Here is a 25,759-nt window from a genome sequence, read left to right on the forward strand (position 1 = left end):
TGCCGGACCCGCGTTCGTCAGCCCACCAGCGCCTTGGTGGCGGCGAAGGCGGCCTTGGGGTCGAAGACACCGTGGTAGATCGGCGGGATCCGGCGGTTCACACCCAGCAGGGTGTAGATCGCGTGCATCGCGCCGTGGACGGAGTACTCGACGGTGAACACGATGTCCTCCGGCAGCTCGGTGAACTGGCCGAGGAAGGCGAAGTTGCGCGAACGGTCGGGGACGACCTTGGGCCGGTCGCCCGGTGCGCGGCAGGCGAACAGCGCCGACGCGTAGGGCATCATCACGGTGGTGATCTCGGTGGTGGCCAGGACCTCGTCGAGGATGTCGTCGAAGCCGAGCTGGCGGACCAGTTCGGTGAGGATCTCGCGGCCGGTCGCCTCGGACATCCTCTTGGGGACGTAGTCGCCCTTGTTGTCGATCTCGAAGCCGTAGCCCCACAGCGTGTACGTGTCCGGCGGCATGTCCGGGAAGTGCGGCTGTGCCGGGACGACGACCGACAGGTGCCAGCCGGAGTCGATCCACGTCATCAGCGCGCCCGTGCCGGGTTCGTTGCCCGAGTAGTCCGTGATCCGCTTCAGCAGGGTGTCGCCGTGCATGGTGAGGGTGAACGACTCCCACTTGTGCTCGTCGACGTTGCCGCAGAACGCGGTGGGACGGCCGAAGTCGGGGGCCTTGGGGGCGATCCGCTCCCACAGCGACCAGCCGTGGTCGGACCGGTCACGGACGAGCGGCGGCACGGTGTCGGCGCCGCCGTAGCGGGCGTCCGCGGTGATGGAGCCGATGGTGATGAGGGCGTACTCCTCCGGGCCGAGGCGGAGGTGCTCGGTGCCGTCGGCGGTCTCCAGGTGCAGTCCGGTCACCCGGCGCCCGGCCGCGCCGTTGTCGGTGAGGTCCACGTCCGTGACCCGGGTCGCGAAGCGTACGTCGACGCCCTGGGCGACCAGCCAGCGCTGCAACGGGACGATCATCGAGTCGTACTGGTTGTAGACGCTGCGGCGGACGTCGCTGAGGTTGTGCAGCTTCTCGAACACGTGCAGGAACCGCAGGCAGTAACGGCGCATCTCGGCGGCGGAGTGCCACTTCTGGAAGGCGAACGTGGTCCGCCAGCACCGCCAGAAGTTCGTCGTGAAGAAGTGCTCGCCGAAGATCTCGTCGATACGCCGGGAACCCAGCAGGGCCTCGGGCGTGGAGATCAGCCGGGACATCTCCACGCGGTCGCGCACCGAGAAGCCGTAGTCGCTCGCGTCGAGCACGGTGTGGTCGGCGCCGATCAGCCGGGCCCGGGCGTCGGTGCGCACCCGCTCGTTGAAGTCGAGCATCTCCTGGCGGACGCTGGTCTTGGGATCATCGAGTGACGGAATGGTGCCGAACAGGTCCCAGACACATTGATAGGCCTTCTCCTCGAACATCCGGCCGCCGCGCGTCACATAGGCCTCGGGAGCCGTCGGTGAGCCGGCGCCGTCCATGGAACCGCCGGTCAGGCCGAGTTCCTCGAGGATGTGGATGTGGGGGCCCGGCACCTTCGCGTCGCGGATCGCGAACGCGGCCGCGGCCATGCCCGCGATGCCTCCTCCCACGATCCACAGGTGCTGCCCGCTGCGGTCTGTGGCCATGACCGATTCCTCTCGCCGGTCCGGGACGGCGGGCGCCTGGCACGGTGCGGGCCGCCGGACAACTGGACTGCGCTCATAAATGAGCGTACTCCGTTTTGCTGGGCGACCAAGCGCCCGAGGGCGGAGAATGGCCCCGGACATCACCGGATCTCACCGGACCGAGGGGAAAGAGACGGCATCGTGAGCTCGACAGGAGCGGCTGCCGCCGGTACGCCGGCGGCACCAGGCCGGCGGGAGCGCAAGAAGCAGGACACCCACCGGCGGATCTTCGAGGCGGCCGACAGGCTGTTCTTCCAGAAGGGGTACGCGGCCGTCACCACCCAGGAGGTCGCCGAGGCGGCCGACGTCGGCGCGGGCACCCTCTTCCGCTACGCCCGCAACAAGGCGGAGCTGCTGATCATGGTCATGAACGACCGGCTGCGCCTGGGCGCCCAGCGCGGACTGGTGATCGCCCGGCAGGGCGGCTCGCCGTCCGAGGCGATCGTCTCCCTCGTCGAGCCGCTGTTCCAGGCGGCCCTGAGCCAGCCGGAGAACACCGCCGTCTACCAGCGCGAGGTGCTGTTCGGCGGCGACGGGCCCTACCGGGCCGAGGCCCTCGGGCGCATCCGCGAACTCGAGGAGGCGATGGTGACCGTCCTGACCCGGTACGCCGAGTCCCATGAGATCCGCGGCGGCGCCGATGTCCGGCGGGTGGCCGGCGCGGTCTTCTCGGTGCTCTACATGAAACTCGTCCGGCTCGAACTGGGCCGGGTCGCCCCCGCGGAACTGCCGCAGGTGCTGCGCTCGGACGTCGACTATCTGGTCGGGCAGATGCTGGGCACGGGCTGAACACCGAGGGCCCCGGTACGGCGACGATGTCGTACCGGGGCCCTCGGTGCGAGTGGCTCGCGTCAGCCGTCGGACTCCGACGACGGGAGGTAGGCGCCCGGCACGTCCGCCGGTGCGTAGATCCTGGACTCACCCGGATAGGGCTTCGTCCAGTTGTGGGTCTGGTACCAGGTGAAGTGGTTCATCTGCGCCGGGTTCGCGAAGTCGGGCACGGCGTTCGGCCCGGTCAGCCGCTGCTTCGACTTCCAGGTGTTCCACTCCGCCGCCAGCGACGCCTCGGCCGCGGGCACCCTCGACGCGGGCACGGGCGCGGCGGCGGGGTCCTGCGGGGCCGGGGTGTCCGTCCCGCAGGACGGCGGGGTGCTCAGACCGTCGGTCAGCGACGTCCGGTTGGGCAGCGCCGTGAACGGCGTGTAGTCCGCGTGCCGGGCGAACGCCGCGCGCATCGGGGTGGCCGCGCTGTCCTTCTGGTTCATCGGGTGGATACCGAGGATCTGCTCGATCGTCCGGATCAGCGTGATCTGCGAGTAGTAGTGGCTGTCGACGGTGCCGTGCCGGGCCCAGGGACTGATGATCTGGATCGGCGCACGGTGGCCGTCGACGTGGTCGAGACCGGCCTGGGAGTCGTCCTCGACGACGAAGACCGCCGAGTCCTTCCAGTACGTGCTGTGCGAGATCTCGTCGACGATCCTCCCGGTCGCGAGGTCGTTGTCCGCGACCTGGGCGGCGGCGCTCGCCGGACCGCCGGTGTGGTCGCTGGAGAGCCAGAACATGTTCAGGTCCGCCGGCCCGTTCTGCTCGAAGTCCCGCTTCCAGATCTGGTACCGGTAGACGTCCGGGACGCTGGTGTCGAACTTCGCGAAGCCGTGCACCGACACGTCGTCGAGCGACGGGATCGGCGAGGACGAGTTCAGGGTGTACGCGGTGTCCTGCCCGGTGGCGTCCATGTTCTTGGCGTCGCAGTACAGGTTCTGCCAGCTCGCGCCCGCCGGTTTGGTCAGGAACTGCTGGAACTCCCCGAAGTTGCGCACCGACCTGCCCACGGCCTGCGCGCCGGTCCACAGGAAACCGGTCCGCTGGTGGCCGAGCGCGTCGTCCTCGGTGTCGTAACTGCGGGCGTACTCTCCCGCCGAGGACTCGGTGTACTCCGGATCGTCGGCCTGCATCAGCCAGTTGTGGCCCTCGGCGGAGTTGGTCCCGATGTCGTACGTGTTGTCGTACAGCCCGAACTGCTCCGCCAGCGCGTGCTGGTTGGGCGTCACGTTCGCGCCGAACTGGGTCAGCGACGGGTCGCCGTTGCCCTGCGGAAGGTCGCCGAGGACCTGGTCGTAGGTCCGGTTCTCCTTGACCAGCAGGAAGACGTGCTTGATCGTCGAGGGGTCGCCGAGCCGCGCGGGGACCGGTACCGGCTTCGCGTGGCCGCGGCTCCCGGCGGTGGTGACCGAGCCGCGCGTCCAGCCGTTCTGCCGGAAGACCCTGGCCGTCTCGGACCTGATCACGCTGTCGTCCGGCAGGGTGAACCGCTGCACGCTCGACGTGGTGTCGTGGGTGGCGTGTCCCGTCGCGGTCGTGGGGCGGCGGGCGTCGATGCCACGGGTGTTGGAGACGACCACCTGGTCCCCGACGGTGGCGATCTCCGCGGGGAAGTAGTCCGTCGGGAGCAGACCGACGTAGCCGACCGGCTCCTGCGGGCTCGTGTACCGGTAGACGGCGACCGCGTTCGCGCGGCCGAGCGTCACCAGCAGCCGGCCGTCGTCGGTGAGGGTCACCGCGTCCGGCTCGTAGCCCACCGACGCCTCCGGCCACGGCTGGGTGGCGATCGTCTGCACGACCTTGCCCTTGGCGGTGTCGATGACCGACACGTCGTTGGTGGCGGTGTCCGTGACGAACACCGCGCCCTTCCCGGCGTACAGGGCGGTGGGGTGCAGACCGACGTCGATGCTGCCGACGGCGGCGGCCGGGTCCGCCGGGTCGATGACGCTGACCGTGCCGGTGGTGGTGGCACCGGTCTTCGGGTCGGCCGGCACCTGCGTGCCGTACGAGTTGAGCGTGGTGTCGCCCGCCTGCGCCGGGCGGCCGCCCTCATCGCTGACGTAGAGCCTGCCGTCCGCCTCGACCAGGTCGCGCGGGGCGTTGCCCACCGGCCAGCTGTGCCGCACGGTCCCGGTCACCGCGTCGATGGCGACCACCCGGTTCTGGCCGTTGACCGCGGAGTACACGGTGGAGCCGTCGGGCGAGAACACCGCCTCACCCACCAGCGCGTGCTTCGCGCCGTCCGCCGGGATCTTCACGGACCTGGGGTCGGTGACACTGCCGTCCGGGTTCACCGTGAAGACGGTGTAGCCGTCGGTCTGGCCCAGCCACAGCCGCGTACCGTCGGGCGAGTAGGTGGGGCCTTCCTGGCCCACGCTGTTGCTGGCGATGCGCGGGCTCGACGACGTGGCGGTGCCGACGAGCTGCTGCACCTGCCAGTCCTTCAGGTCCACGACGGCCAGCGCGCTGCCGCCGTCGGTGACCGAGGCCGCGAGGTGCGTGCCGTCCGGGCTGACCGACGACGACATGATCTTGCCGTTGTTCACGACGAGACGCTGCCCGTACGGGGCGATGTACTGATCGCTGGAGACGACCTGCCCCTGATGGGTGGTCTGGCCGACCTGGTCGGTGCCGAACCGGTGCGTCCCGGCGAAAGCGGCACCGGCGGCCGTGAGGGCGAGAGCGGTGATGCCGGCCGTCAGCAGGGGCGTACGGCGGCCGAGACGTGCGCCGAGCGAACCGGAAGGCTCTCTCCCGGCACGCCTGCGACGGCGTGTTACCTGCATGGAGTCATCCCTTCGAGTGGGAAAGCAGTTCGACGTCGCCGTCGAACTGCCACAGCGGGTTCGGCGCGTCGCCGGTCGGGGTCCGGACCAGGAAGTAGCCGTTCACCTCCTTCGGCCCGTCGCCGTCGGCCACGAACCGTCCGTCCGAGGTGATGTCGAGCTGGTAGACGGCCGTCCCCGTGGCGTCGGTGCCGGGAAGATGCCAGGAGACGACGCAGTGCCAGTCGTTGCCCGGCCCCCGGACGGGGACCCTGATGCTGCCCTTGTCGCACGCAGCCGTGGCCCTCAGCCGCGCCTCGGAGACATCGGGACGGTTGAGCTGCCGGGTCTGCATGCGGTAGAGGTGTGCGAACGCCGTGGCGACCGAGCGCTCCACCTTGGCCTGCTCGATCCCGGAACCGGTGGCCCCGGTCGCGGGGGAGAGCACCGCCGCGGTCACGGCGAGCAGCCCCGCGAGCGGCAGGACACCCAGGACGACCGCGCGGCGGCCCGGACCGTCGTGGGCCGGGTTGGTGAAGTCGCGCCGCAGGAAGAGCAGATACGCCAGCGCCGTCGCGGTCACGGCCCACGCCAGACCGACCGCGACGCCGATCAGCAGCGGGCCGTACTGCTCCGGGCTCGTGAACAGACCGTTCCAGGCGGTGAAGGCGTACCCGGGCAGGGCGAGGCGTACGGCGACGGGCAGCGGCAGCAGCTGGGCGAGCTGCATCGCGAGCGCGACGAGCGCGGGCAGCAGCAGTCCCGTGGGGGACCGCCCCAGCGTCACGGACCCGAGCAGCCCGATCGCGGCGAGGGCCAGCGTGGGGGCCAGGACGCAGACCCAGGCGAGCGCGACCTTCCCGGCGGCGTCCCCGGGTGCCAGCACATGGCCGTCGAGGCCCACCAGCGGCCGGCCACCGACCGCCACCAGCCCGCCGGCCGCGCCGGAACAGGCCAGCCCCGCCACCAGCAGCAGGATGACGGTGAGGCCGGCCAGGGCCTTCGCGGCGAAGATCCGCCGCGGCGAGCGCACCGCCACCAGCAGATGACGCCAGGTACCGAGCCGGTCCTCCGCCGCGAACACGTCTCCCGCGACGACCGACGTCAGCAGCGGAAGCGCCCAGGTGCCCGCGAAGCCGAGCACCACCAGCGGTCCGGCCCATCCGGTGGCGTGCATCCAGCGGCCGAAAAGCGTGTCACTCGGCAGGGTGCTCTGCTGCTCCACCCCGATGACGAAGAGCGCCGGGACGATCCAGCAGGCCAGGACCAGCAGCCGGATCCGCCACTGCGCGACCAGCTTGACCAGCTCGAAGCGGTAGGCGCGGGCCACCGGGACGCGGCGGGCGGCGGGGACACCGGTCTCGGCGGCGGCGGCGGGGGCGGGCGTGGGGGCGGGTGTGGCCGTGGTCATCGGCGGGCCTCCGGCTGTCCGGCCGGGTCCGGGTGCTGCTCCGGGTCCGGGTCCTGTTCCGGGTCCGGGTTTTGTTCCGGGTCCTGTTCCGTGAGGGTGAGGAACGCCGCCTCGAGGGGCGACACCACCGGGGCGAGTTCGCGTACCGCGATCCCCGCTCGCACGAGCCGTCCCACCAGTTCGTCGAGCGCGGGAACCACGGCCCGTACGACGAGGAGCCCCGTGTCCCGCGTTCGTGGATCCGGGCCGTCGACCACCCGGACCCCCGGCGTACCGGCCGCCAGGTCACGCGCACCCCGGGAGTCGGAGGTGCGTAACCGGTAGGCGAGTTCGTCATGCGCGGTGGCCAGCTTGTCCAGCGGCCCCGAGAAGACGACCCGGCCGGTGGCGAGGATGGTGACCTCGGAGCACAGCTCCTCCAGGTCGTCCATGCGGTGGCTGGAGAGCACGACGCTCGTCCCGTCCGCCGCCAGCCGGGTCAGGACACCGTGCACATGTCTCTTGCCGGCCGGGTCGAGGCCGTTGGACGGCTCGTCGAGCACCAGCAGCCGGGGCCCGGTGAGCAGGGCGGCGGCGAGCCCGAGCCGCTGACGCATCCCGAGGGAGAAACCGCGGACCCGGTCGTCCGCGACATCGGTGAGCCCGACCTGGTCGAGCATGTCGCCGACCTCCGCCGTCCGGGTGCGCCGGCCGTTCAGGGCGGCCAGCGCGGCGAGGTTCTGCCGGGCGGTCAGCGACGGATAGAGACCGGGCCCGTCCACGAACCCGGCGACCCCGTCGGGAGCCGCGAGCGCCCGGCCGGCCGGCGTGCCCAGGGTCTCCAGGCTGCCGCCGTCGGCGACGGCCAGCCCCAGCAGGAGACCGAGCAGTGTCGTCTTGCCGGCGCCGTTCCGTCCGGCCAGACCGTGGATCTGACCGCGGGCCACCTCCAGATCGACCCCGTCGAGTGCGACGACGTCACCGAAGAACTTCGTGATCCCGCGAGCCCGGACCGCTAAGGCTGCGCCCATGCATCCCCTCCTTGGCAACGGTCAAGGAGAGTAAGGATGGAGCGGAGAACCGGGGCAGGGAAGTGAGCTGAACGTTCCCGTAACGGGCGGTGGCCGAAAGCTGACCTCCCGATGCCCTGCCGCCGGTGCCGCATACGCCACGAGGTTGACCGCCTACGGCTGAAAACCCAGCTCAGCGCCGGTTTCCCTGCCGGGCCGGAGAGGGGCAACGGGAAACCCGTGGACCGTCCCGGGCGGCCGGGGCACGCTTCTGACGACCGATCGAGCACGATCTGCGGCGCCACGGACCAGGCAGACGATCCGAAGGACCTGGACGGTGTGGACGTCGCGGAAGACCCAGCAAGGGGGAAAACATGCGCAAGATCTTCCGAGGTGCCGCGGCGTTCGCCACCGCCGTCGCCGCCGTGGTGGCACTGGGCGGGGCCGCGCAGGCCAAGCCCGCCGACGAGACGCCCTGGTACGGCTGCCCCGCCGGCGCGGTCTGCATCTACGGCCAAGGCGTCGCCCCGTGGGACGACCCCCACCCGACCAACGCCTACTACAGCTACGGCGCTCACAACCTGAGCAACCAGCTGGGCGACCACTGGGTCCTCAACAACCAGTACGGCGGAGCCAGTGCCAGCCTCTGCAACGGCTACGGCGGCACCAACTGCACCGAGACCATCCCGCAGGACCAGGGCGTCTACCGCGACCTCACGCCCGTCAACTCCATCACCCTCAACAGGCCCTGAGGTCGCGACCGGGAACCGGACCCGGTACCGGACCCGGAGCGGGGCCGTGACCGGGACCGGGACCGGTGCGGTGACGCCCGTGGCACGGGGGAGTGCGGGGGAGCACTGACGGCCATCGGGCGAGAGGGGGACGGGGGAGCACTTCCGGGGCCGGCACCGCGCCGGCCTCGGAAGGCATTTTGCGCCAATCGGGTGAAAAGGCTTGGTCCGTTGTCCGATCCCCGCAGTAACCTGGGCATCCGCCGTCTCACGATGTGGGCGCGCCATGCCATGGGGGACGCCTTGGGGGAACAGCAATCCGTACGCCCTGCCGACCCGCCGGGCGACGAGTCGTACGGGCGGGCGGGCGCCGCTGCCACGGCCGCCTTCCCCGCCCAGCTCCGACGCCTGCGTCAGGAGCGCGGCCTGTCGCTGGCCGATCTGGCCCGGCACACGCACTACAGCAAGGGCTATCTGAGCAAGATCGAAACCGGTGCGAAACGGGCCACCTCCGATGTCGCACGCCGCTGCGACGCCATCCTGCGCGCCGAGGGCGCGCTGCTGCGCCTGCTGGAGGAACCACCGGCGGCGGCCGTCCCTGGCAACGATGTCGACGCCGCCGGAGAGGCCGCCTGCCCGTACCGGGGGCTCGCCTCCTTCACCCCGCAGGACGCCGGGTGGTTCTTCGGCCGGGAGCAGGCCACGGCCGATCTCGTCGAGCGGGTCTTCGAGCGGGTCGGTGCCGGGCCGCTGATGCTTGTCGCACCCTCAGGGGCGGGCAAGTCGTCCCTGCTCAACGCCGGTCTCGTGCCCGCCCTCGCCCGGCCCGGCGGCTTCCCGATGCCCGGCGCCGACCGCTGGCCGGTGGTGTCCCTGACGCCCACCGCGCACCCGCTCGACGAACTCCTCGAACGCACCGCCAAGGTCCTCGGCGGCACCCTCGACCTCACCGTCCGCCGGCTCGCGGACCAACCCCGGCTGCTCCTGGCCGCCGTCCGGGACGGGCATGCCGGGGAACCCACGGAACAGCGGCCCCCGCCACCCGTACGGCCCGTGCTGCTCGTCGACCAGTTCGAGGAGCTGTTCACCCTCTGCACCGACGACAGGGAACGGCGGGACTTCGCGCGGGTGCTCACCGCTCTCGCCGGTCCGCAGCCCGGCCACGACTCCGCCGTCGTCGTCCTCGGTGTCCGCGCCGACTTCACCGGCCGCTGCCTCGAGCTCACCGAACTGGCGTCCGTGTTCACCGAGGGGCTGTTCGTCCTGCCCCCGATGTCCGTCACCGAGCTGCGCGAGGCCGTCACCCGGCCCGCCGAACTCGCCGGCGTCACCCTCGAACCTGGGCTGGTCCCGCTCCTCCTCACCGACGCCGGACTGCGCGACGGCACCGGCGGCGGGGCGCCGTCCGTCGCCCTGCCCCTCGTCTCCCACGCCCTGCTCGCCACCTGGCAGCAGCGCGAGGACGCCACCCTCACCGTCGCCGGGTACGAGCGCACCGGCGGCATCCGCGGCGCCGTCGCCCGTACCGCCGAGGACACCTTCGCCCAGCTCTACCCGGCCGAGCAGAAGACCATCCGGCGGGTCCTGTCCCGCCTCGTGCACGTCTCCGACGACGGCACCGGCGCCACCCGCCGCCGCGCGGCCCGCGGCACCCTCCTCGACGGCACCCGGGAGGCCGGCACCGTCCCCGACGGAGCCCGGGAGACCGGTGCCCCAGGAGGCGACGGCTCCGCAGGCGACGGCCCGGGAGGCACCGGTGCGGCAGGCGCCGTCACGGGCGGCGTCGTCACGGGAGGTGCCGGTGCGGCCCTCGACGTCTTCGTGCGGGCCCGCCTCATCACCGTCGACCACGACACCGTGGAGATCACCCACGAAGCCCTGCTGCACGCCTGGCCCCGGCTGCGTGACTGGATCCATGCCGACCGGGCCGCCCTGCTCACCCATCAGCAGCTCGCCCACGCCGCCGCCGAGTGGGACCGCGAGTACCGCGACCCCTCCGCCCTCTACCGGGGCACCCGTCTGGAGACCGTACGGATCTGGGCCGACGAGTTCGACGGCCGCAGCCGTCTCGATCCCCTGGAGGCCGCCTTCCTGGCCGCCAGCCAGGCCGAGGAGGAGACCCGGCAGCGGCAGTCGAGGCGTCAGTTCCGCTTACGGCAGCTGCTGCTGGCCACCCTCGTCGTGATCCTCGGCCTGGCCGTCACCGCCGGGGCCCTCGCCTACCAGCAGCGCGCCGGCGCCCTCCGCCAGGAACGCGTCGCCCGCTCCCAGGCCCTCGCCGTACGCTCCACCTCCCTGGCCGGCGGCCAGCCCGAGGCCTCGATGCTGCTGGCCGAGGAGGCCTACCGCGCCGACCCCACCGCCGAGGCCCGCGGCGCCCTGCTCAGCACCCAGGCCCAGCCCTTCTCGGCCCGCCTCGGCGGTCACCGCGGCCCCGTCAACGCCGTCGCCTTCGCGCCCGGGCACACCGGTCTGCTGGCGACGGCCAGTTCCGACGGCACCGTACGGCTGCGCCGCACCGGCGACCACCGTACGATCGCCACGCTCACCGTTCCCGGACGGGTGCGCGCGGTGGCGTTCAGCCCCGACGGCCGCACCCTCGCCGCGACCTCCACCGACGGCCCCGTCCGCCTCTGGGACACCGCCGCCCCCCGCCACGGCACAGTCCTGCCCGCCCGCACCGACGCCGCCCGCGCCGTCGCCTTCGACCCCCGCGGCAGAACCCTCGCCGTCGCCACCGCCGACGGCACGGTGCAGCTCTGGCACACGGCAGGCAGGGACACGCCGCCCCGCCCCCTCGCCACCCTCACCGGGCACACCGGGCGCGTCAACACCCTCGCCTACGCTCCCGACGGCCGCACCCTCGCCTCCGGCGGCGCCGACCGCACCGTCCGCCTGTGGGACACCGGTGACGCGGACGGCACGGACGGCGCAGGCGGCGCCCGGCGGCTCGCCGTGCTGCGGGGGCACACCGACGAAGTGCTCGGCGTCGCGTTCGCCCCCGACGGACGGTACCTGGCCAGCGGCGGCGTCGACCGGACCGTCCGCCTGTGGGACACCGGCGCCCGCCGCACCACGGCCACCCTCACCGGGCACAGCGACGACGTCAACGCCGTCGCCTACACACCCGACGGCGCCACCGTGGTCAGCGCGGGCGGCGACGGCACCACCCGGCTCTGGGACGTCGACACCGGGCGGCCCGTCGCCACCCTCGCCGGGCACACCGACTACGTGCTGTCCGTCGCCGTCGATCCCACCGGCACCCTCCTCGCCACGGCGGGCTTCGACCAGAGCGTGGTGCTGTGGGACCTGAAGGGCGCGGTGCTGACGGCCCGTCCGTTCACCGAGGTGTCCCAGGCCGCCTACAGCCCGGACGGAGAACTGCTGGCCACCGCCGACGCCGACCACACGGTGCGGCTGTGGGACGTGGCGCGGCGCCGGGTCGTGACGACCTTCACCGGGCACCGCGAGAGCGCCACCTCCGTCGCCTTCGCCCCGGACGGACGGCTGCTCGCCTCCGCCGGTTCCGACGGGACCGTCCGCCTCTGGGACGTCCGCACCCACCGTCCCGCGGGCACCCTCACCGGCCACACCGGGGACGTGTTCGCGGTGGCGTTCGCTCCCGACGGCCGTACCCTCGCCTCCGCCGGAGCCGACCGCACCGTACGGCTGTGGGACACCGCGACACGCCGTCCGACCGGCGTGCTGCGCGGGCACACCGACTCCGCCGACGACGTCGCCTTCAGCCCCGACGGCCGCACCCTCGCCAGCGCGGGCGACGATCTGACGGTACGGCTGTGGGACGTGCGGACCCGGCGCCGGCTCGCCGTCCTCACCGGACACACCGGTGCCGTCCGGGGCGTGGCGTTCAGCCCGGACGGCCGCACGCTCGCCAGCAGCGGCAACGACGGCACCGTACGGCTGTGGGACGTGCGGCGGCGGCGCCTCGAAGCCTCCCTCGGCGGACACGCGGGCTCGGTGCGCGGCCTGGCCTTCTCACCCGACGGGCGGATGCTCGCCAGCAGCGGCAGCGACCGGACGGTACGACTGTGGGACGTGCCCGCGCGGCGGCCGTGGGCCACGCTCACCGGTCACGCCAACGCGGTGTGGGGCGTCGACTTCGCGCCGGACGGCCGCACGCTCGCCAGCGGCAGCAACGACGGCACCGTACGGCTGTGGGACCTCGACCCCGCGCACCGGCTGGCGGCGGTCTGCCGGCTGCGGGAGGGCATCGGCCCGGAGCGGCTCAGGACCCTGCTGCCGGACGGGTTGTCGTCATCGGCCTCGTCATCAGTCCCGCAGGCGTGCCCGCAGGCATGAGGGGTGTGCCGTTTCCCCTGCTCAGGGCCGGTTTCCCAAAGGTTGCCCGTTGCCTCTTGGGAGAGGACCACGGCTGACTGTCGACCGGCGCGGGCGCCCCGGGAAGGCTGGTCGGTGACCACTTCACCTTTCGCACACGCACCGAAACGGGGGTCCCGCATGATCCGTACGATCCGGCGGACCGCACTGCTCAGCACACTCCTCGGGCTGCTCGCCCTCCTCCTCTGGGCGCCGCCCGCCTCCGCCTCCCGGGCCGTCACCACCAAGGCCGCCGGCGACTGCGGCGTCCTCGCGTCCGGCGCCTCCGCCGCGGCCCAGCGGGCCGTCGCCGCCGCCTGCGCCCAGGTCGACGCGGGCACCTGGTACACCTGGGGCGGCGGCCACGGCGCCCAGCCCGGCCCCACCTACGGCACGGTGGACCCCGACGACCCGGCCAGTGAACACGACCCCGAGCGACTCGGCTTCGACTGCTCCGGCCTCGTCCGCTACGCCTACGCCGAGGCCACCGGCTCCGACATCCTCAACGGCCCTGCCGCCACCCAGTACTACACGGCCCGCGCCGCCGCACGCTTCACCGCCGCCCAGGGCACCGGCCCGCTGCTGCCCGGTGACCTGATGGCGTGGGGCACCTCCCAGGACCTGCACCACATCGCCATCTACCTCGGCCAGGGCAAGATGGTGGAGGCCCGCCAGTCCGGTACCAAGCTGATGGTGAGCGACGTCCGGCTCGGCGGCGACTACTTCGGCGCCCTGCGCGTCAACACCGGGGCCGTCACGGGCCACGTCTTCCAGACCTGGGGGACCGGCGTGTGGACCAAGACGGCACCGTCCGTCGGCGCCACCAGGGTCTACGCCTTCCCGGGGCCGACGACCGTCCGCGTGGAGTGCCAGAAGCACGCCGAGGTCGTCACCTCCGACGGCTACACCAACGACGCCTGGTCCTACCTGCCCGACTACAAGGCATGGATGACCAACATCTACATCCAGGGACCGGCCTGGCTGGACGGCGTCCCGACCTGCACGGGCTGACATCGCCTCGACGGAGCCGGGAGCGGCGCCGGAATCAATTCCGGTGCCGCCCCGGCCGGGCTTCCCTACACTCATCAGGAACCGCCCGCCGCCCGCACCGGGCGGCGCGTGTCCGTGACGAGTGAGACGAGGGGAGCCCGGCCATGTGCGTCCGCACCGCCGCAGCCGCTCCCCGCTCCCGTGCCCGTTACGAGGTGATCCTGGTGTCTTTGGCCGTCCGGTGCCCGCTGCGCGGCCGGCACCGGATGCCCGTGACGACGACCACGGACCACTGACACACCCGCAGCCCACGCCCACGCCCACCGTAGGACGACACGTCGCCCCGCCGTCCGCGCGATACCGGGTGATGCCGGGCAGCGCCACGGCGGGTGCCGTGGGCGGGTGCCGCGGAGTGGCTGGTCACGGGAGATCGCGCCGCCCCTCCTCCGGATCACCGAAAGGCATACGGGCCGTGCGCAACGACACGAACCGCACCCTCGCCATCGCGACTGCAACGCCCCTCACCCACGTCCGCAACCTCGGCGTCCTCGCCCATGTCGACGCGGGCAAGACCACTGTGACCGAGCGGATCCTCTACGCCACCGGCACCACCCACAAACGTGGTGAGGTCCACGACGGCACCACCGTCACCGACTTCGACCCCCAGGAACGCGACCGCGGCATCACCATCTTCTCCGCCGCCGTCAGCTGCACCTGGAAGGATCACCGTGTCAACCTGATCGACACCCCCGGCCACATCGACTTCGCCGACGAGGTGGAACGCTCGCTGCGGGTGCTCGACGGCGCGATCGCCGTGTTCGACGCGGTCGCGGGCGTGGAACCGCAGAGTGAGTCGGTGTGGCGCCGAGCGGACCGCTACGGCGTCCCGCGCATCGCGTTCGTGAACAAGCTGGACCGTTCGGGCGCCGATCTCGACACCGCCGTCGGCTCGATCCGCCGGCGGCTGCACCCGGCACCCCTCGTGGTGCAGTTGCCGATCGGTGCGGAGGACGGCTTCACGGGCGTCGTGGACCTGGTGCGGATGCGGTCGCTGACGTGGCCCGACGGCGACGGCGGCCCGTGTGCGCAGGCCCCGGTGCCGCCGGAGCTGCGCGAGGAGGCGCAGCGGCGCCGCCGGGCGCTGGAGGAGACGGTCGCCGAGCTGCACCCGGCGGCGCTGGAGGAGTTCTGCGCCCGCGGGGACCTGTCGACGCCGGTGCTCAAGACCGCCCTGCGCGACCTCACCCGCACCGGCGACGGCGTGGTCGTCCTGTGCGGCTCCGCCTACCGCAACCGCGGCATCGAGCCGCTGCTGGACGCGGTCGTGTCCTACCTGCCCGCGCCGGCGGACGTACCCCCGGTGCACGGCACGTACGACGGGGCCGGTCAGGAGCGGCCCGCCGATCCGCACGCCCCGTTCGCCGCGCTGGCGTTCAAGGTGACGGCGACGCCCACCGGGCGGCTGACGTTCCTGCGGGTCTATTCGGGCACGATCGAGAAGGGAGCCGTCGTGTGGGACCCGGTCGCGCGGCGCGCCGAGCGGATCGGGCGCATCCTGCGGGTCCGGGCCGACCGGCACACGGACCTGGACCGCGCGGCGGCCGGTGACATCGTCGCCGTGGCCGGGCTCAGGTCCGCCCGTCCCGGTTCGACCCTGTGCGCCCGGGACGCCCCGCTGGTCCTCGAACCGCCCCGGGTCGCCGAGCCCGTCGTCTCGGTGGCGGTCGAGGCCCGGGTGAGCACCGACACCGAACGCCTGGCGACGGCGCTGGCGCGGCTCGTCGAGGAGGACCCGTCCCTCGTCGTGCGGACCGACCCCGAGACCGGGCAGACGGTGCTGTCCGGCCTGGGCGAACTGCATCTGGAGGTCGCGGTGGAGAAGATCCGCAGGGACACCGGTCTGGTCGTCAACGTCGGCAGGCCCCGGGTCTCGTACCGGGAGACCGTCGTGCGCGGCGTGTCGGGACTGGTGTTCCGGCACGCCAGACAGGACGGCGGCCAGGGCCAGTTCGCGCACCTCGTGCTGGACGTCGAGCCTCTGGAGGCGGACGGTGCGGACACCGGCGGCGCGGCGACCGGCTTCGTCTTCCGGTCCGCCGTCACCGGCGGGCGCGTCCCGCAGGATTACGTCCGTGCCGTGTCGGCCGGCTGCCGGGACGCCCTGGCGGACGGTCCGCTGGCCGGTCATCCGGTGACGGGACTGCGGGTCACGCTCACCGACGGGGCGACCCACCCCAAGGACTCCTCCGACCTGGCGTTCCGCACCGCAGGACGGCTGGCGCTCCGGGAGGCGCTGCGCCGCAGCGGCATGGCCGTGCTGGAGCCGGTCGCCGAGGTCACGGTCACCGTGCCCGAGGAGGCGCTCGGTACCGTTCTGGGCGACCTCGCCGCACGGCGCGGCCGGGTCACCGGGTCGGTGCCGCGGGCGGGCTCGGCGGTGCTGACGGCCACGGTGCCGCTGGCGGAGCTGTTCGGGTACGCGACCCGGCTGCGCAGCCGCACCCAGGGCCGCGGCACCTTCACCTCCCGTCCGGCGGGGTACGCACGGGCGCCGGAGGGGACGGCGGCGTCGTAGAGGCCGCACGCGGTGAGCGGCAGACGCTGAGCGGTGGGCAGCGAGCCGTAGACGGTGACAAGGGTGCACCCCGGGCATCTCGCCCGGGGTGCACCCGCATCCGCCCACTTCCCTCCGCCGAATTCCGCCGGATCCCTTGACGTTCCCGCCTGAGAGGATTTAACTCACGTCGTAAATTAAGCCGTGAGGATGGCTTCAGGAGTCGAACGCAAGGGCGGTCCCGCAAGGGGCCGCGGCGCCGTTCCCGCCCCACCCTCCGGTTCTCGACTCCCGGAAAGGGACACCAGGAGCCATGCGCAGCATCCGAGCCGCCGCCGTAGGTGCCGTCACCCTGTCTCTCGCTCTCGCCGCCACCGCGTGCGGAGGCGGTTCGTCGACGGGCGGCGGGTCCGGCGACTCGCCGAAGACGCTCACCTACTGGGCCTCCAACCAGGGCGCCAGCATCGCCGTGGACAAGAAGGTCCTCGCACCCGAACTCGCCAAGTTCCAGAAGCAGACCGGCATCAAGGTCAGACTCGAGGTCGTCCCGTGGTCGGACCTCCTCAACCGCATCCTGACCGCGACCACCTCCGGCCAAGGGCCCGACGTCCTCAACATCGGCAACACCTGGAGCGCCTCCCTCCAGGCGACCGGCGGTCTGCTGCCCTGGAGCGACGCCCAGTTCGCCAAGATCGGCGGCAAGGACCGCTTCGTCGACTCCGCCCTCGGCTCCACCGGCGTCACCGGCAAGGACCCGGCCGCCGTACCGCTCTACTCGATGGCGTACGCCCTCTACTACAACAAGCAGATCTTCGCCGACGCCGGTATCTCCAAGCCCCCGGCCACCTGGGACGAACTGGTCGCCGACGGCAAGAAGATCAAGGCCAAGGGCAAGCAGGTGCTGGGCGCCGAGGGCTCCAACCTCTCGGAGAACATCCACCACGTCTTCGTCTTCGCCAAGCAGCACGGCGCCGACTTCTTCACCGCCGACGGCAAGGCGAACTTCACCAGCGACGGCGCGGTCGCCGCGATCAAGCAGTACGTCGACCTGATGGCCAAGGACAAGGCCATCCCCACCGGCAACGCCGAGTACGCGCAGAACCAGTCCGTCAGCGACTTCGCCAAGGGCAAGACGGCCATGCTGCTGTGGCAGTCCGCCTCCGCCAACCTCACGTCTCAGGGCATGAGCGACGACGCCTACGGCATCGCCCCGGTCCCCGTCCGGTCCGGCACCCCCGGCACCGGCACCCAGATCAACTCCATGGTCGCCGGCATCAACCTGGCGATCTTCAAGGACACCCACAACGCCGACGGCGCCACGAAGTTCGTGAAGTTCATGACGAGCGACGCCGAGCAGAAGATCCTCAACACCGCCTACAGCTCCATCCCGCCGGTCAAGGCCGCGCAGGAGGACACCGCCTTCAACACCCCGGCCAACGCCGTCCTGAAGAACACCCTCGCGACCAGCGCCGCCGCCCTGCCGCAGGTCGCCGACGAGTCGCAGTTCGAGACCGCGGTCGGCACGGCCGTCAAGGAACTGTTCGCCGACGCCGCCGCAGGCCGCACGATCACCACGGCCGCGGTGAAGGCCAAGCTCGAAAAGGCCCAGCAGCAGATGCCGGCGAAGTGACAGAGAGAGAAATGACGACGACCACCGTCGCGGCCGATCAGCAATCGGCCGGCCAGGCTCCCCCCGGGGCGGCGCGCAGCACGCGCCGCCCCGGGCGGGTCGGCCGTGCCACCCTGCCCTACCTGCTGCTTCTGCCCGCCCTGATCCTCGAACTCCTCGTCCACCTGGTGCCGATGGTCATCGGCATCGTGATGAGCTTCAAGGAACTCACCCAGTTCTACATCCGCGACTGGGGCACCGCGCCCTGGTCCGGCCTCGGCAACTACCGCGTCTCGGTGGACTTCGACGCACCCGTCGGCGAGGCGCTGCTCCACTCCTTCTTCGTCACCGTCGGCTTCACCCTGCTGTCGGTCGGCCTGTGCTGGTTCATCGGCACCGCCGCCGCGATCTGCATGCAGGACGAGTTCCGCGGCCGGGGCCTGCTGCGCGCCCTGTTCCTGGTGCCGTACGCGCTGCCCGTCTACGCGGCCGTCATCACCTGGGTGTTCATGTTCCAGCACGACAACGGCCTGGTGAACCACGTCCTGCACGACCAACTGCACCTCACCGACAAGCCGTCCTTCTGGCTGATCGGCGACAACAGCTTCTACGCCCTGCTCGTCGTATCGGTCTGGAAGGGCTGGCCGTTCGCCTTCCTCATCGTCATGGCGGGGCTGCAGAACATCCCCAAGGAACTCTACGAAGCCGCCGCCCTCGACGGCGCCGGGGTGTGGCAGCAGATCCGCCGCATCACCCTGCCGTCGCTGCGCCCCGTCAACCAGGTACTGATCCTGGTGCTGTTCCTGTGGACGTTCAACGACTTCAACACACCCTTCGTACTGTTCGGCCGAGCCGCTCCGGCAGCCGCCGACCTCATCTCCGTGCACATCTACCAAGCGTCCTTCGTCACCTGGAACTTCGGCACCGGCTCGGCGATGTCCGTCCTGCTGCTGCTCTTCCTGCTGCTCGTCACGGGCGTGTACCTGATCTTCACCTCCCGCGGAAAGAAGGCCGCCGATGTCTAGCACCACCTCGGCCTCCGCCACTGCGGCCCCCGCCACCCGGCTCAAGCCGCCCGTCTCGCCGATGGCGCCGCCGAAGACCTTCGTCTGGTCCCGTCGGGTCTTCCTCACCCTGCTCGCCGGCTTCGTCCTTGTGCCGGTCTACGTGATGATCTCCAGCTCGCTGAAGCCGCTGGCCGACGTCACGGGCAAGTTCCGCTGGCTGCCGAGCGGGCTCACCATCCGCCCGTACATCGACATCTGGTCGACGATCCCGCTCGCCAGGTACTTCATGAACTCCCTGATCGTGGCGGGCAGCGCGACCCTGTGCTCGGTGGTGATCGCGGTCTTCTCCGCCTACGCCGTGAGCCGCTACAACTTCCGCGGCAAGCGCGTCTTCACGGTCACCGTCCTGTCCACCCAGATGTTCCCGGGCATCCTGTTCCTCCTCCCGCTGTTCCTTCTCTACGTCAACATCGGCAACGCCACCGGCATCGCCCTGTTCGGCTCACGCGGCGGCCTGATCCTGACGTACCTGACCTTCTCCCTCCCGTTCTCGATCTGGATGCTGATCGGGTACTTCGACTCCGTCCCGCGCGACCTCGACGAGGCCGCCCTGGTGGACGGCTGCGGGCCGCTCGGCGCGCTGTTCCGGATCGTCGTACCGGCCGCCGTACCCGGCATCGTGGCCGTCGCCGTGTACGCCTTCATGACCGCCTGGGGCGAGGTCCTCTTCGCCTCGGTCATGACCAACGACACCACCCGCACCCTCGCCGTCGGCCTCCAGGGCTACTCCACCCTCAACAACGTCTACTGGAACCAGATCATGGCCGCCTCGCTGGTCGTCAGCGTCCCCGTGGTCGCCGGATTCCTGCTGCTCCAGCGCTACCTGGTCGCGGGCCTGACGGCGGGCGCGGTGAAGTGACCCGTCCCAGCCGTACCCCCCACCCGAACTCCTGTCTCTCTGAGAGGACTTCCGTGTCCGACGCCATCGACCTCGCCGCCCTCCCGCACGATTTCCTGTGGGGCACGGCCACCTCGGCGTACCAGATCGAGGGCGCCGTGGCCGAGGACGGCCGCTCCCCGTCGATCTGGGACACCTTCTCCCACACCCCCGGGAAGATCGACGGCGACGACAACGGCGACATCGCCTGCGACCACTACCACCGCTGGCGCGAGGACATCGGCCTCATGGGGCAACTGGGCCTCAACGCCTACCGGTTGTCCGTCGCCTGGCCGCGCGTCCTGCCCGGCGGCGACGGAACCCCCAACCCCAAGGGACTCGCCTTCTACGACGAGTTGATCGACGCGCTGCTCGCGGCCGGGATCACCCCGTCCGTCACCCTCTACCACTGGGACCTGCCCCAGATCCTCCAGGACCGCGGCGGCTGGCCCGAGCGCGACACCGCCGAGCACTTCGCCGCGTACGCGGCCCTCGTGGCCGCCCGCCTCGGCGACCGCGTCACCCACTGGACCACCCTCAACGAACCGCTGTGCTCGGCGTGGATCGGCCACCTCGAAGGCAAGATGGCCCCCGGTCTGACCGACCTGACCGCCGCGGTCCGCACCTCCTACCACCTCCTCCTCGGCCACGGCCTCGCCACCCAGGCGATCCGCGCCGCCGTGCCCCACGCCGAGATCGGCATCGTCAACAACCTCTCCACCGTGTACGCCGCCACCGAGAGTCCCGCGGACCAGGCGGCGGCCCGCCGCCACGACGGCCACGTCAACCGCTGGTGGCTCGACCCGGTGCACGGCCGCGGCTTCCCGGCCGACATGCGCGAGGTCTACGGCGTCGAACTCCCCGAGAAGCCCGGCGACCTGGAGACCATCGCTGCGCCGCTGGACTGGCTGGGCCTGAACTACTACATGCCGGCCACCGTCGCCGACGACCCCCGCGGTCCCGCCCCGTACACCCGCGAGGTGCGCCGCCTCGGTGTCCCGCGCACCCACATGGACTGGGAGATCGACTCCGGCGCCATCGAGACCCTCCTGCTGCGTCTCACCGACGAGTACGGCGCCCGCCGCCTCTACGTCACAGAGAACGGCTCGGCGTACCCCGACGTCGTACGCCCCGACGGCACCGTCGACGACCCCGAGCGGCAGGCCTACCTGGTGAGCCACCTCGCCGCCTGCGCCTCCGCCGCCCGCAAGGGCGCCCCGCTGGCCGGCTACTTCGCCTGGTCACTGCTGGACAACTTCGAGTGGGCGTACGGCTACGACAAGCGCTTCGGCCTGGTCCACGTGGACTACCGCACCCAGACCCGCCGCATCAAGGGCAGCGGCCACCGGTACGCCGACATCGTGCGCGCACACCGGGAGAGGGGCGGCCGCGAAGCGGCGTGAGCCGCGCGTGAGGCGTCCACCGGGCCCCGGGCCCGCCCTGGCCGACTGAGCCCGGCCGTGGGGCAGGCGCGGGCGCCGGTGCGCGGATTCCCACACGTCCCCGCGCACCGGCGCCCGCCGATCAGGAGCGGCCCGCCTCCGGGGAGGCGGCCGCGCCGGGGACCCGAAAAGCCGGGGACCCGGGAAAGGACGCGCGTACGCAAGGCCAGGGGTGAGCAGCAGCCGGGTGCCGTGTGCGCGCGACGAATCACATGGGGAAACAGGCATCACCGGACAGCCGGGAGACCGACCTGGCGGGAAGCCGGGAGGGCCGAGCGAAGCCGAGCCGGAAGCAGAGGCTCCCCGGGCTCGGTAGCCGGCGCCGTACGGCACGCGAAGTAAATCGGTGCTGTCCATCCTTCTCGCCCGTACCGGCGCCAGCCCGTTCATCGTGCCACCCGACGACGGGCCGGGGGCCCTGCCATTGGTCCCGTCCGCAGGGACCAATGACGCCCGTCACCTGGCCGCTATGGCCGCCTCGACGTTCTTGGTGAACTGCTGCTCACTCACGGTGTCCCCGGACGCGGTCAGCACGTCGACCTTCTTGCCGTTGATCTTCAGCGTGGGGGTGCCGGAGACATCGGTGGTGTTGTAGAAGGCGTCGGCGACCTTCTTCGCCCAGGGGAGGTAGGTGACCTCCTTGACGGCCTTGTTGAAGGAGGGGGAGCGCAGCCCGGGCACCTTGTCGGCGAGGTCGAGGAGGGTGGCGGTGGAGGCGAAGGGATCGTCCGTCTCCTCCTTGGGCTGGGCCGCGTAGAGGACGTCGTGGTACGCCTTGAACTTGGCCGCGCCGCCCTCGTTGAGCGCGGCGCCGAGCGCGGCGAGGGAGGTCATGGAGCCGCTGCCGCCGAGCCGCTTGTCGAGGAAGGCGGCGAGATGGTACTCGATCTTCACCTTGCCGGAGTCGGCCATGGTGGTGAGCGACTTGCCGAGGTTCTTCTCGAAGAGGCCGCAGTACGGGCAGCGCATGTCCTCGAAGACCTGCACGGTGGTCGGCGCGTCGGCCCGCCCGTAGACGACGACGGTGCCGTTGGAGCCGGTGGAGTGGGCCGGGATGACGAGCGGCGCGCCGGCCGCGGCGGAGGTCGGCGCCGCCGACGAACCGCCGTCACCGTGGACGCCGTACCCGATCCCGACCCCGGCGGCGAGGGCGACGACGGCGGCCGCCGCGCCGAGGACCAGGGCGCGCCGCTTGACGGTCTCCGCCCGCTTCTCGCTCTCGCGCAGCTCGGCGATATGCGAACGATGTGTGCTGCTCATGAGGCGAACGCTACGAAGGGGAGGACGCCCCCGGTACGGGCCTGGCGGACTCACCGCGAGGGTCGTCAGTCCCCCCGCGCCCGACCCCGGGTCCCGGGGCGGAGGGCCGTTCGGTAGGGCATCTCTTGAACGGTGCTTGACTTGATCTTTACTCTCCTTCCCCTCGCCGTCCGCCCCCGCGTCCACGGCTGCCCCGCCCCTCCTACTAGCCTGGGCCTCCCCCCGAGCACCGTCACTCATGGGAGCCCCTGTGGCCACGACCGCGCGCCCGTACGAACCCTCGCCGGGACGGTCGCCGGTGACGCTCGCGCGGGCACGGCAGGCGCTGCACGCCGGTACCGCCGTGGTGCTGCCCAACGACGCACCGCTCACCCACGTGGTCACCGCCACGCGGGCCCGCACGGTGAACGAGGCGAAGGGCCGCCCGCCGGACCAGCCCGTCGCCCTGTGGGCGCACCACCCCGACACCCTGGCCGCCCTGGACCAGATCTGGGACCTCGCCCCCGCCACGGCGGACACGGCCCGCAGGCTGCTGGCCGCGGAGCGCCTCACCGTCCTGGTACCCCTGCGGCACCCCGCCTCCGTGCCGCCCTGGCTCACACCTGCCGCCAAGGACGGCTGGACGCTCCTCTTCGGCGCCCGCCCGCACCCCCTGAGCCCCCTGCTCGACGAGCACCCGGTCCTCTACGTCAGCAGCGCCAACCGCACCGGTCACCCACCCGCGGCGACCACCGCCGACGCCCTCCGGATGTTCCCGCCCGGCGTCGCCGTCCTCGAACCACCCGACCCCGAGCCCGCTCCCGCGTCGCCCGGTCCGCCCCGGAGGGCCACCACGACGGTCCGTCTCCACCCCGACGGCCGCCTGCAACTGCACCGCCCCGGCGCCCAGGACCAGCACGCCCCCGGCCCCGACGACTACCTCCGCCACCTGCGGGAGCGGTACCCGGCCGTACACGGCTGACAGGGGGCCGGACACGGAGAAGTCGCCTTGACTTCGTGCGCGCTCGAAGTCCTAGAGTGCGGAGCGTCACACAGAGCTGTCAGTTTGCCGCATCGCCAGAGCGAATGTCTTGCCCGCGACGCCATCAAGGAAGGGCCTGCACGAAGATGAAGCAGCACACACGCACACTTCGGGACCTGAAGGTCTCACCGCTCGGCCTCGGCTGCATGGGGATGTCCGCCTTCTACGGCGCCACCGACGAGGTCGAAGGCATCAGGACCATCCAGCGCGCCCTCGAACTGGGGGTGACCTTCCTGGACAGCGCCCAGATGTACGGCCCGCTCACGAACGAATCGCTGATCGGTCGCGCGGTGAAGGGTCACCGCGACGAGTACGTCATCGCCACGAAATTCAATTACCGCATGGACGACGCCACTCCCGGCGACCCGAGCACGATCGGGCGCCAGGACGGTTCGGCGGAGCATGTGCGCAGCTCGATCGAGGGCTCCCTCACGCGGCTCGGAACCGACTACGTGGACCTCTACTACCAGCACCGCGTCGACCCGCAGGTGCCCATCGAGGAGACCGTCGGGGCGATGGCCGAACTGGTCGCGGAGGGCAAGGTGCGCCACATCGGCCTGAGCGAGGCGAGCGCGGAGACGATCCGGCGCGCCCACGCCGTGCACCCGATCACGGCGGTACAGACGGAGTACTCGCTGTGGAGCCGGGACCCGGAGACCGACGTCCTGCCCACCTGCCGCGAGCTGGGCATCGGATTCGTGCCCTACTCCCCGCTGGGTCGCGGTTTCCTCGCGGGCAGGTTCTCCTCCCCGGACGACCTCGACGAGGGCGACTACCGGCGCAGCACCCCGCGCTTCACCGGCGACAACCTCGACGCGAACCTCCGGCTCGCGGAGAAGGTGAAGGAGATCGCCTCCGAGAAGGGCGTCACGCCCGCTCAGCTCGCCATCGCATGGGTGATGGCGCAGGGCGAGGACCTGGTCCCGATCCCGGGCACCAAGCGCCGGACGTATCTGGAGCAGAACGTCGGCGCGCTGGACGTCGAACTCACGGCTGACGACCTCGGCCGCATCGACGCCGAGGTCCCCAAGGCCGCCGGCCAGCGCTACGACGCGGCAGGCATGGCGGCCGTGAACCGATAGAGACGCATCAACACCGTCACGGCGCGGGCCGGGCGACGCGAGAGGAGTCCGCAATGGCTCGCGCCGCCCAGCGCCTGGTCGGGGAGGCGAGCTCTCCTGCATCGCCTTCGTCGCGCCCGGCTGCGCGGACTTGGGCAGACAGTTCGCGCGCCCGCGCACCGAGGCCACCCGCGGAGCCGGCTCCCGTACCCGCCCTGGCCACGGTGTTCAAGCCCGTCCACTCCGCCCAGGCCCGACGGCGGGCCATGGAGACACCCCACCTCGTCGCCCTCGTCCGCGCCGGAGCCCGCTTCGAAGGCGGTCACCTCGTCGAACGCGAAGAGGTGACCGCCACGTGAGCCGGCCCGCGCCCATCGAGGCACCATGGATGGTTCTCGTCGGTCCGGCCGGCACCGGAAAGACCACCCTCGGCCGCGAGATCGCGGCAAGGACGCACAGACCGTTCGTCGATCTGGATGCCGCCGCGGACCGGTACTACGCGGAGGCGGGTTGGACCATCGACAGACTCCGCGAGCGGATCGCCGCGGCCGGGCGCCTTGCGGCCGAGACCGAGTGGGAACCGGCCCGCGCCCATGCCGTGGCCCGCGCCGTCGCCGATCACCCCGGCGCCGTCATCGCGCTGGGCGCAGGCCACACCAGCTACACCGACCACCACCACCTGGTCACCGTCCGCACTGCACTGAGCCGTTGCCCGGACGTGGTCCGTCTCCTGCCCTCCCCCGACCGCGAGATCTCACTGAGCGTCCTGCGACGACGCTGCACCGAGAGCAAAGGACGAACCTGGATCATTGACGGGCACGACTTCCTCGCCCACTGGCTCGACGACCCCGGCACCGCGCAGATCGCGACACGGACGATCCACACCCAGGACGACACACCCGCCCAGATCACGGCACGACTGCTCCGAAGCGGCTGAGCAGCGGAGCAGGAACACTCCGGATCCACAGGTGTCGCTCGATATGGCCACGAACGGCGGCGTGGGAAGCCGCCGGTACCGCCGGACGTTTCAGACCGCCGGTGAGGTCCGTCGTGGTGCCGGCCAGAGCGGCACGGCTCGTCGCGCTGTCGCTCCTGGTCGTGTCCTATGCCGCCTGGCTGTTCCAGGAGTTCCCGATCCCTACCGCACAGGGGAACCGGCGACCTGCC

At 71.7% G+C, this 25,759-nt stretch carries 17 protein-coding genes and 1 pseudogene; 13 read left to right on the forward strand and 5 right to left on the reverse strand.

The window, feature by feature from the left end; genetic code table 11:
* Positions 1-17 precede the first annotated feature (17 nt).
* The gene (locus tag ABZ862_RS02445; RefSeq protein ID WP_360950876.1) at positions 18-1,616 is read right to left on the reverse strand and encodes an oleate hydratase; all 1,599 of its coding nucleotides are present in this window, start codon (positions 1,614-1,616) and stop codon (positions 18-20) included.
* Positions 1,617-1,796: 180 nt separating this feature from the next.
* Between ABZ862_RS02445 and ABZ862_RS02450 the strand changes: the two genes are divergently transcribed.
* Positions 1,797-2,444, forward strand: a complete 648-nt coding sequence (locus ABZ862_RS02450) for a helix-turn-helix domain-containing protein (RefSeq protein WP_360950879.1) — start codon at positions 1,797-1,799, stop codon at positions 2,442-2,444.
* Positions 2,445-2,506: 62 nt separating this feature from the next.
* Here the strand turns inward: ABZ862_RS02450 and ABZ862_RS02455 are convergent, their stop codons facing one another.
* From ABZ862_RS02455 to ABZ862_RS02465, 3 genes are read right to left on the reverse strand one after another with little or no spacing between them, the layout of a single operon-like run.
* The gene (locus tag ABZ862_RS02455) at positions 2,507-5,263 is read right to left on the reverse strand and encodes a bifunctional YncE family protein/alkaline phosphatase family protein (RefSeq protein WP_360950882.1); all 2,757 of its coding nucleotides are present in this window, start codon (positions 5,261-5,263) and stop codon (positions 2,507-2,509) included.
* 4 nt (positions 5,264-5,267) lie between these two features.
* A complete protein-coding gene (locus tag ABZ862_RS02460; protein ID WP_360950885.1) occupies positions 5,268-6,653 on the reverse strand; it encodes an ABC transporter permease in 1,386 nt (461 codons plus the stop codon).
* A complete protein-coding gene (locus tag ABZ862_RS02465; RefSeq protein WP_360950888.1) occupies positions 6,650-7,663 on the reverse strand; it encodes an ABC transporter ATP-binding protein in 1,014 nt (337 codons plus the stop codon). The genes ABZ862_RS02460 and ABZ862_RS02465 overlap by 4 nt, the downstream gene beginning before the upstream one ends.
* Positions 7,664-8,016: 353 nt before the next feature.
* Between ABZ862_RS02465 and ABZ862_RS02470 the strand changes: the two genes are divergently transcribed.
* From ABZ862_RS02470 to ABZ862_RS02505, 8 genes are all read left to right on the forward strand, one after another.
* Positions 8,017-8,394, forward strand: coding sequence for a hypothetical protein (locus tag ABZ862_RS02470; RefSeq protein WP_360950891.1), 378 nt, complete (start codon positions 8,017-8,019; stop codon positions 8,392-8,394).
* Positions 8,395-8,676: 282 nt separating this feature from the next.
* Positions 8,677-12,693, forward strand: coding sequence for a helix-turn-helix domain-containing protein (locus ABZ862_RS02475; RefSeq protein ID WP_360950894.1), 4,017 nt, complete (start codon positions 8,677-8,679; stop codon positions 12,691-12,693).
* A 159-nt stretch (positions 12,694-12,852) separates the two neighbouring features.
* Positions 12,853-13,722, forward strand: a complete 870-nt coding sequence (locus ABZ862_RS02480; RefSeq protein ID WP_360950897.1) for an NlpC/P60 family protein — start codon at positions 12,853-12,855, stop codon at positions 13,720-13,722.
* Between the two features lie 451 nt (positions 13,723-14,173).
* Positions 14,174-16,276 carry an elongation factor G gene (fusA, locus tag ABZ862_RS02485; RefSeq protein WP_360950900.1) on the forward strand — a complete coding sequence of 701 codons (2,103 nt, stop codon included), beginning with the start codon at positions 14,174-14,176 and terminating at the stop codon, positions 16,274-16,276.
* Between the two features lie 292 nt (positions 16,277-16,568).
* Positions 16,569-17,885, forward strand: a complete 1,317-nt coding sequence (locus tag ABZ862_RS02490) for a sugar ABC transporter substrate-binding protein (RefSeq protein ID WP_360950903.1) — start codon at positions 16,569-16,571, stop codon at positions 17,883-17,885.
* A gap of 11 nt (positions 17,886-17,896) precedes the next feature.
* Positions 17,897-18,889, forward strand: coding sequence for a sugar ABC transporter permease (locus tag ABZ862_RS02495; RefSeq protein ID WP_360950906.1), 993 nt, complete (start codon positions 17,897-17,899; stop codon positions 18,887-18,889).
* Between the two features lie 61 nt (positions 18,890-18,950).
* The gene (locus tag ABZ862_RS02500; protein ID WP_360951419.1) at positions 18,951-19,790 is read left to right on the forward strand and encodes a carbohydrate ABC transporter permease; all 840 of its coding nucleotides are present in this window, start codon (positions 18,951-18,953) and stop codon (positions 19,788-19,790) included.
* Between the two features lie 53 nt (positions 19,791-19,843).
* Positions 19,844-21,211 carry a GH1 family beta-glucosidase gene (locus ABZ862_RS02505; RefSeq protein WP_360950909.1) on the forward strand — a complete coding sequence of 456 codons (1,368 nt, stop codon included), beginning with the start codon at positions 19,844-19,846 and terminating at the stop codon, positions 21,209-21,211.
* Between the two features lie 495 nt (positions 21,212-21,706).
* On the opposite strand, the gene ABZ862_RS02510 is transcribed toward ABZ862_RS02505, so the two are convergent.
* On the reverse strand, positions 21,707-22,510 hold the full coding sequence (locus ABZ862_RS02510) for a thioredoxin domain-containing protein (protein WP_360950912.1): 804 nt from the start codon (positions 22,508-22,510) through the stop codon (positions 21,707-21,709).
* A gap of 250 nt (positions 22,511-22,760) precedes the next feature.
* On the opposite strand from ABZ862_RS02510, the gene ABZ862_RS02515 reads away from it, so the two are divergent.
* The 4 genes and pseudogenes from ABZ862_RS02515 (at position 22,761) to ABZ862_RS02530 (ending at position 25,529) form a co-directional block, all read left to right on the forward strand.
* Positions 22,761-23,471 (forward strand): Sua5/YciO/YrdC/YwlC family protein, encoded by a 711-nt coding sequence (locus tag ABZ862_RS02515; RefSeq protein WP_360950915.1) that lies wholly within the window; start codon positions 22,761-22,763, stop codon positions 23,469-23,471.
* 146 nt (positions 23,472-23,617) lie between these two features.
* The gene (locus tag ABZ862_RS02520) at positions 23,618-24,613 is read left to right on the forward strand and encodes an aldo/keto reductase (RefSeq protein ID WP_360950918.1); all 996 of its coding nucleotides are present in this window, start codon (positions 23,618-23,620) and stop codon (positions 24,611-24,613) included.
* 194 nt (positions 24,614-24,807) lie between these two features.
* A pseudogene (locus ABZ862_RS02525) lies at positions 24,808-24,951 on the forward strand (IS256 family transposase); the annotation flags it as partial.
* The gene (locus tag ABZ862_RS02530) at positions 24,948-25,529 is read left to right on the forward strand and encodes a shikimate kinase (protein WP_360950921.1); all 582 of its coding nucleotides are present in this window, start codon (positions 24,948-24,950) and stop codon (positions 25,527-25,529) included. The pseudogene ABZ862_RS02525 and the gene ABZ862_RS02530, both read left to right, overlap by 4 nt.
* The last annotated feature ends 230 nt before the right edge of the window (positions 25,530-25,759 follow it).

Source organism: Streptomyces sp. NPDC047000, from assembly GCF_040644295.1.
Taxonomy (GTDB): Bacteria; Actinomycetota; Actinomycetes; order Streptomycetales; family Streptomycetaceae; genus Streptomyces.

Bases quoted from the DNA above. Each gene is read 5' to 3' on its own strand.
- ABZ862_RS02445 (WP_360950876.1), bottom strand. From the start codon at position 1,616: ATGGCCACAGACCGCAGCGGGCAGCACCTGTGGATCGTGGGAGGAGGC.
- ABZ862_RS02455 (WP_360950882.1), bottom strand. From the start codon at position 5,263: ATGCAGGTAACACGCCGTCGCAGGCGTGCCGGGAGAGAGCCTTCCGGT.
- ABZ862_RS02460 (WP_360950885.1), bottom strand. From the start codon at position 6,653: ATGACCACGGCCACACCCGCCCCCACGCCCGCCCCCGCCGCCGCCGCC.
- ABZ862_RS02465 (WP_360950888.1), bottom strand. From the start codon at position 7,663: ATGGGCGCAGCCTTAGCGGTCCGGGCTCGCGGGATCACGAAGTTCTTC.
- ABZ862_RS02470 (WP_360950891.1), top strand. From the start codon at position 8,017: ATGCGCAAGATCTTCCGAGGTGCCGCGGCGTTCGCCACCGCCGTCGCC.
- ABZ862_RS02480 (WP_360950897.1), top strand. From the start codon at position 12,853: ATGATCCGTACGATCCGGCGGACCGCACTGCTCAGCACACTCCTCGGG.
- ABZ862_RS02490 (WP_360950903.1), top strand. From the start codon at position 16,569: ATGCGCAGCATCCGAGCCGCCGCCGTAGGTGCCGTCACCCTGTCTCTC.
- ABZ862_RS02495 (WP_360950906.1), top strand. From the start codon at position 17,897: ATGACGACGACCACCGTCGCGGCCGATCAGCAATCGGCCGGCCAGGCT.
- ABZ862_RS02500 (WP_360951419.1), top strand. From the start codon at position 18,951: ATGGCGCCGCCGAAGACCTTCGTCTGGTCCCGTCGGGTCTTCCTCACC.
- ABZ862_RS02510 (WP_360950912.1), bottom strand. From the start codon at position 22,510: ATGAGCAGCACACATCGTTCGCATATCGCCGAGCTGCGCGAGAGCGAG.
- ABZ862_RS02520 (WP_360950918.1), top strand. From the start codon at position 23,618: ATGAAGCAGCACACACGCACACTTCGGGACCTGAAGGTCTCACCGCTC.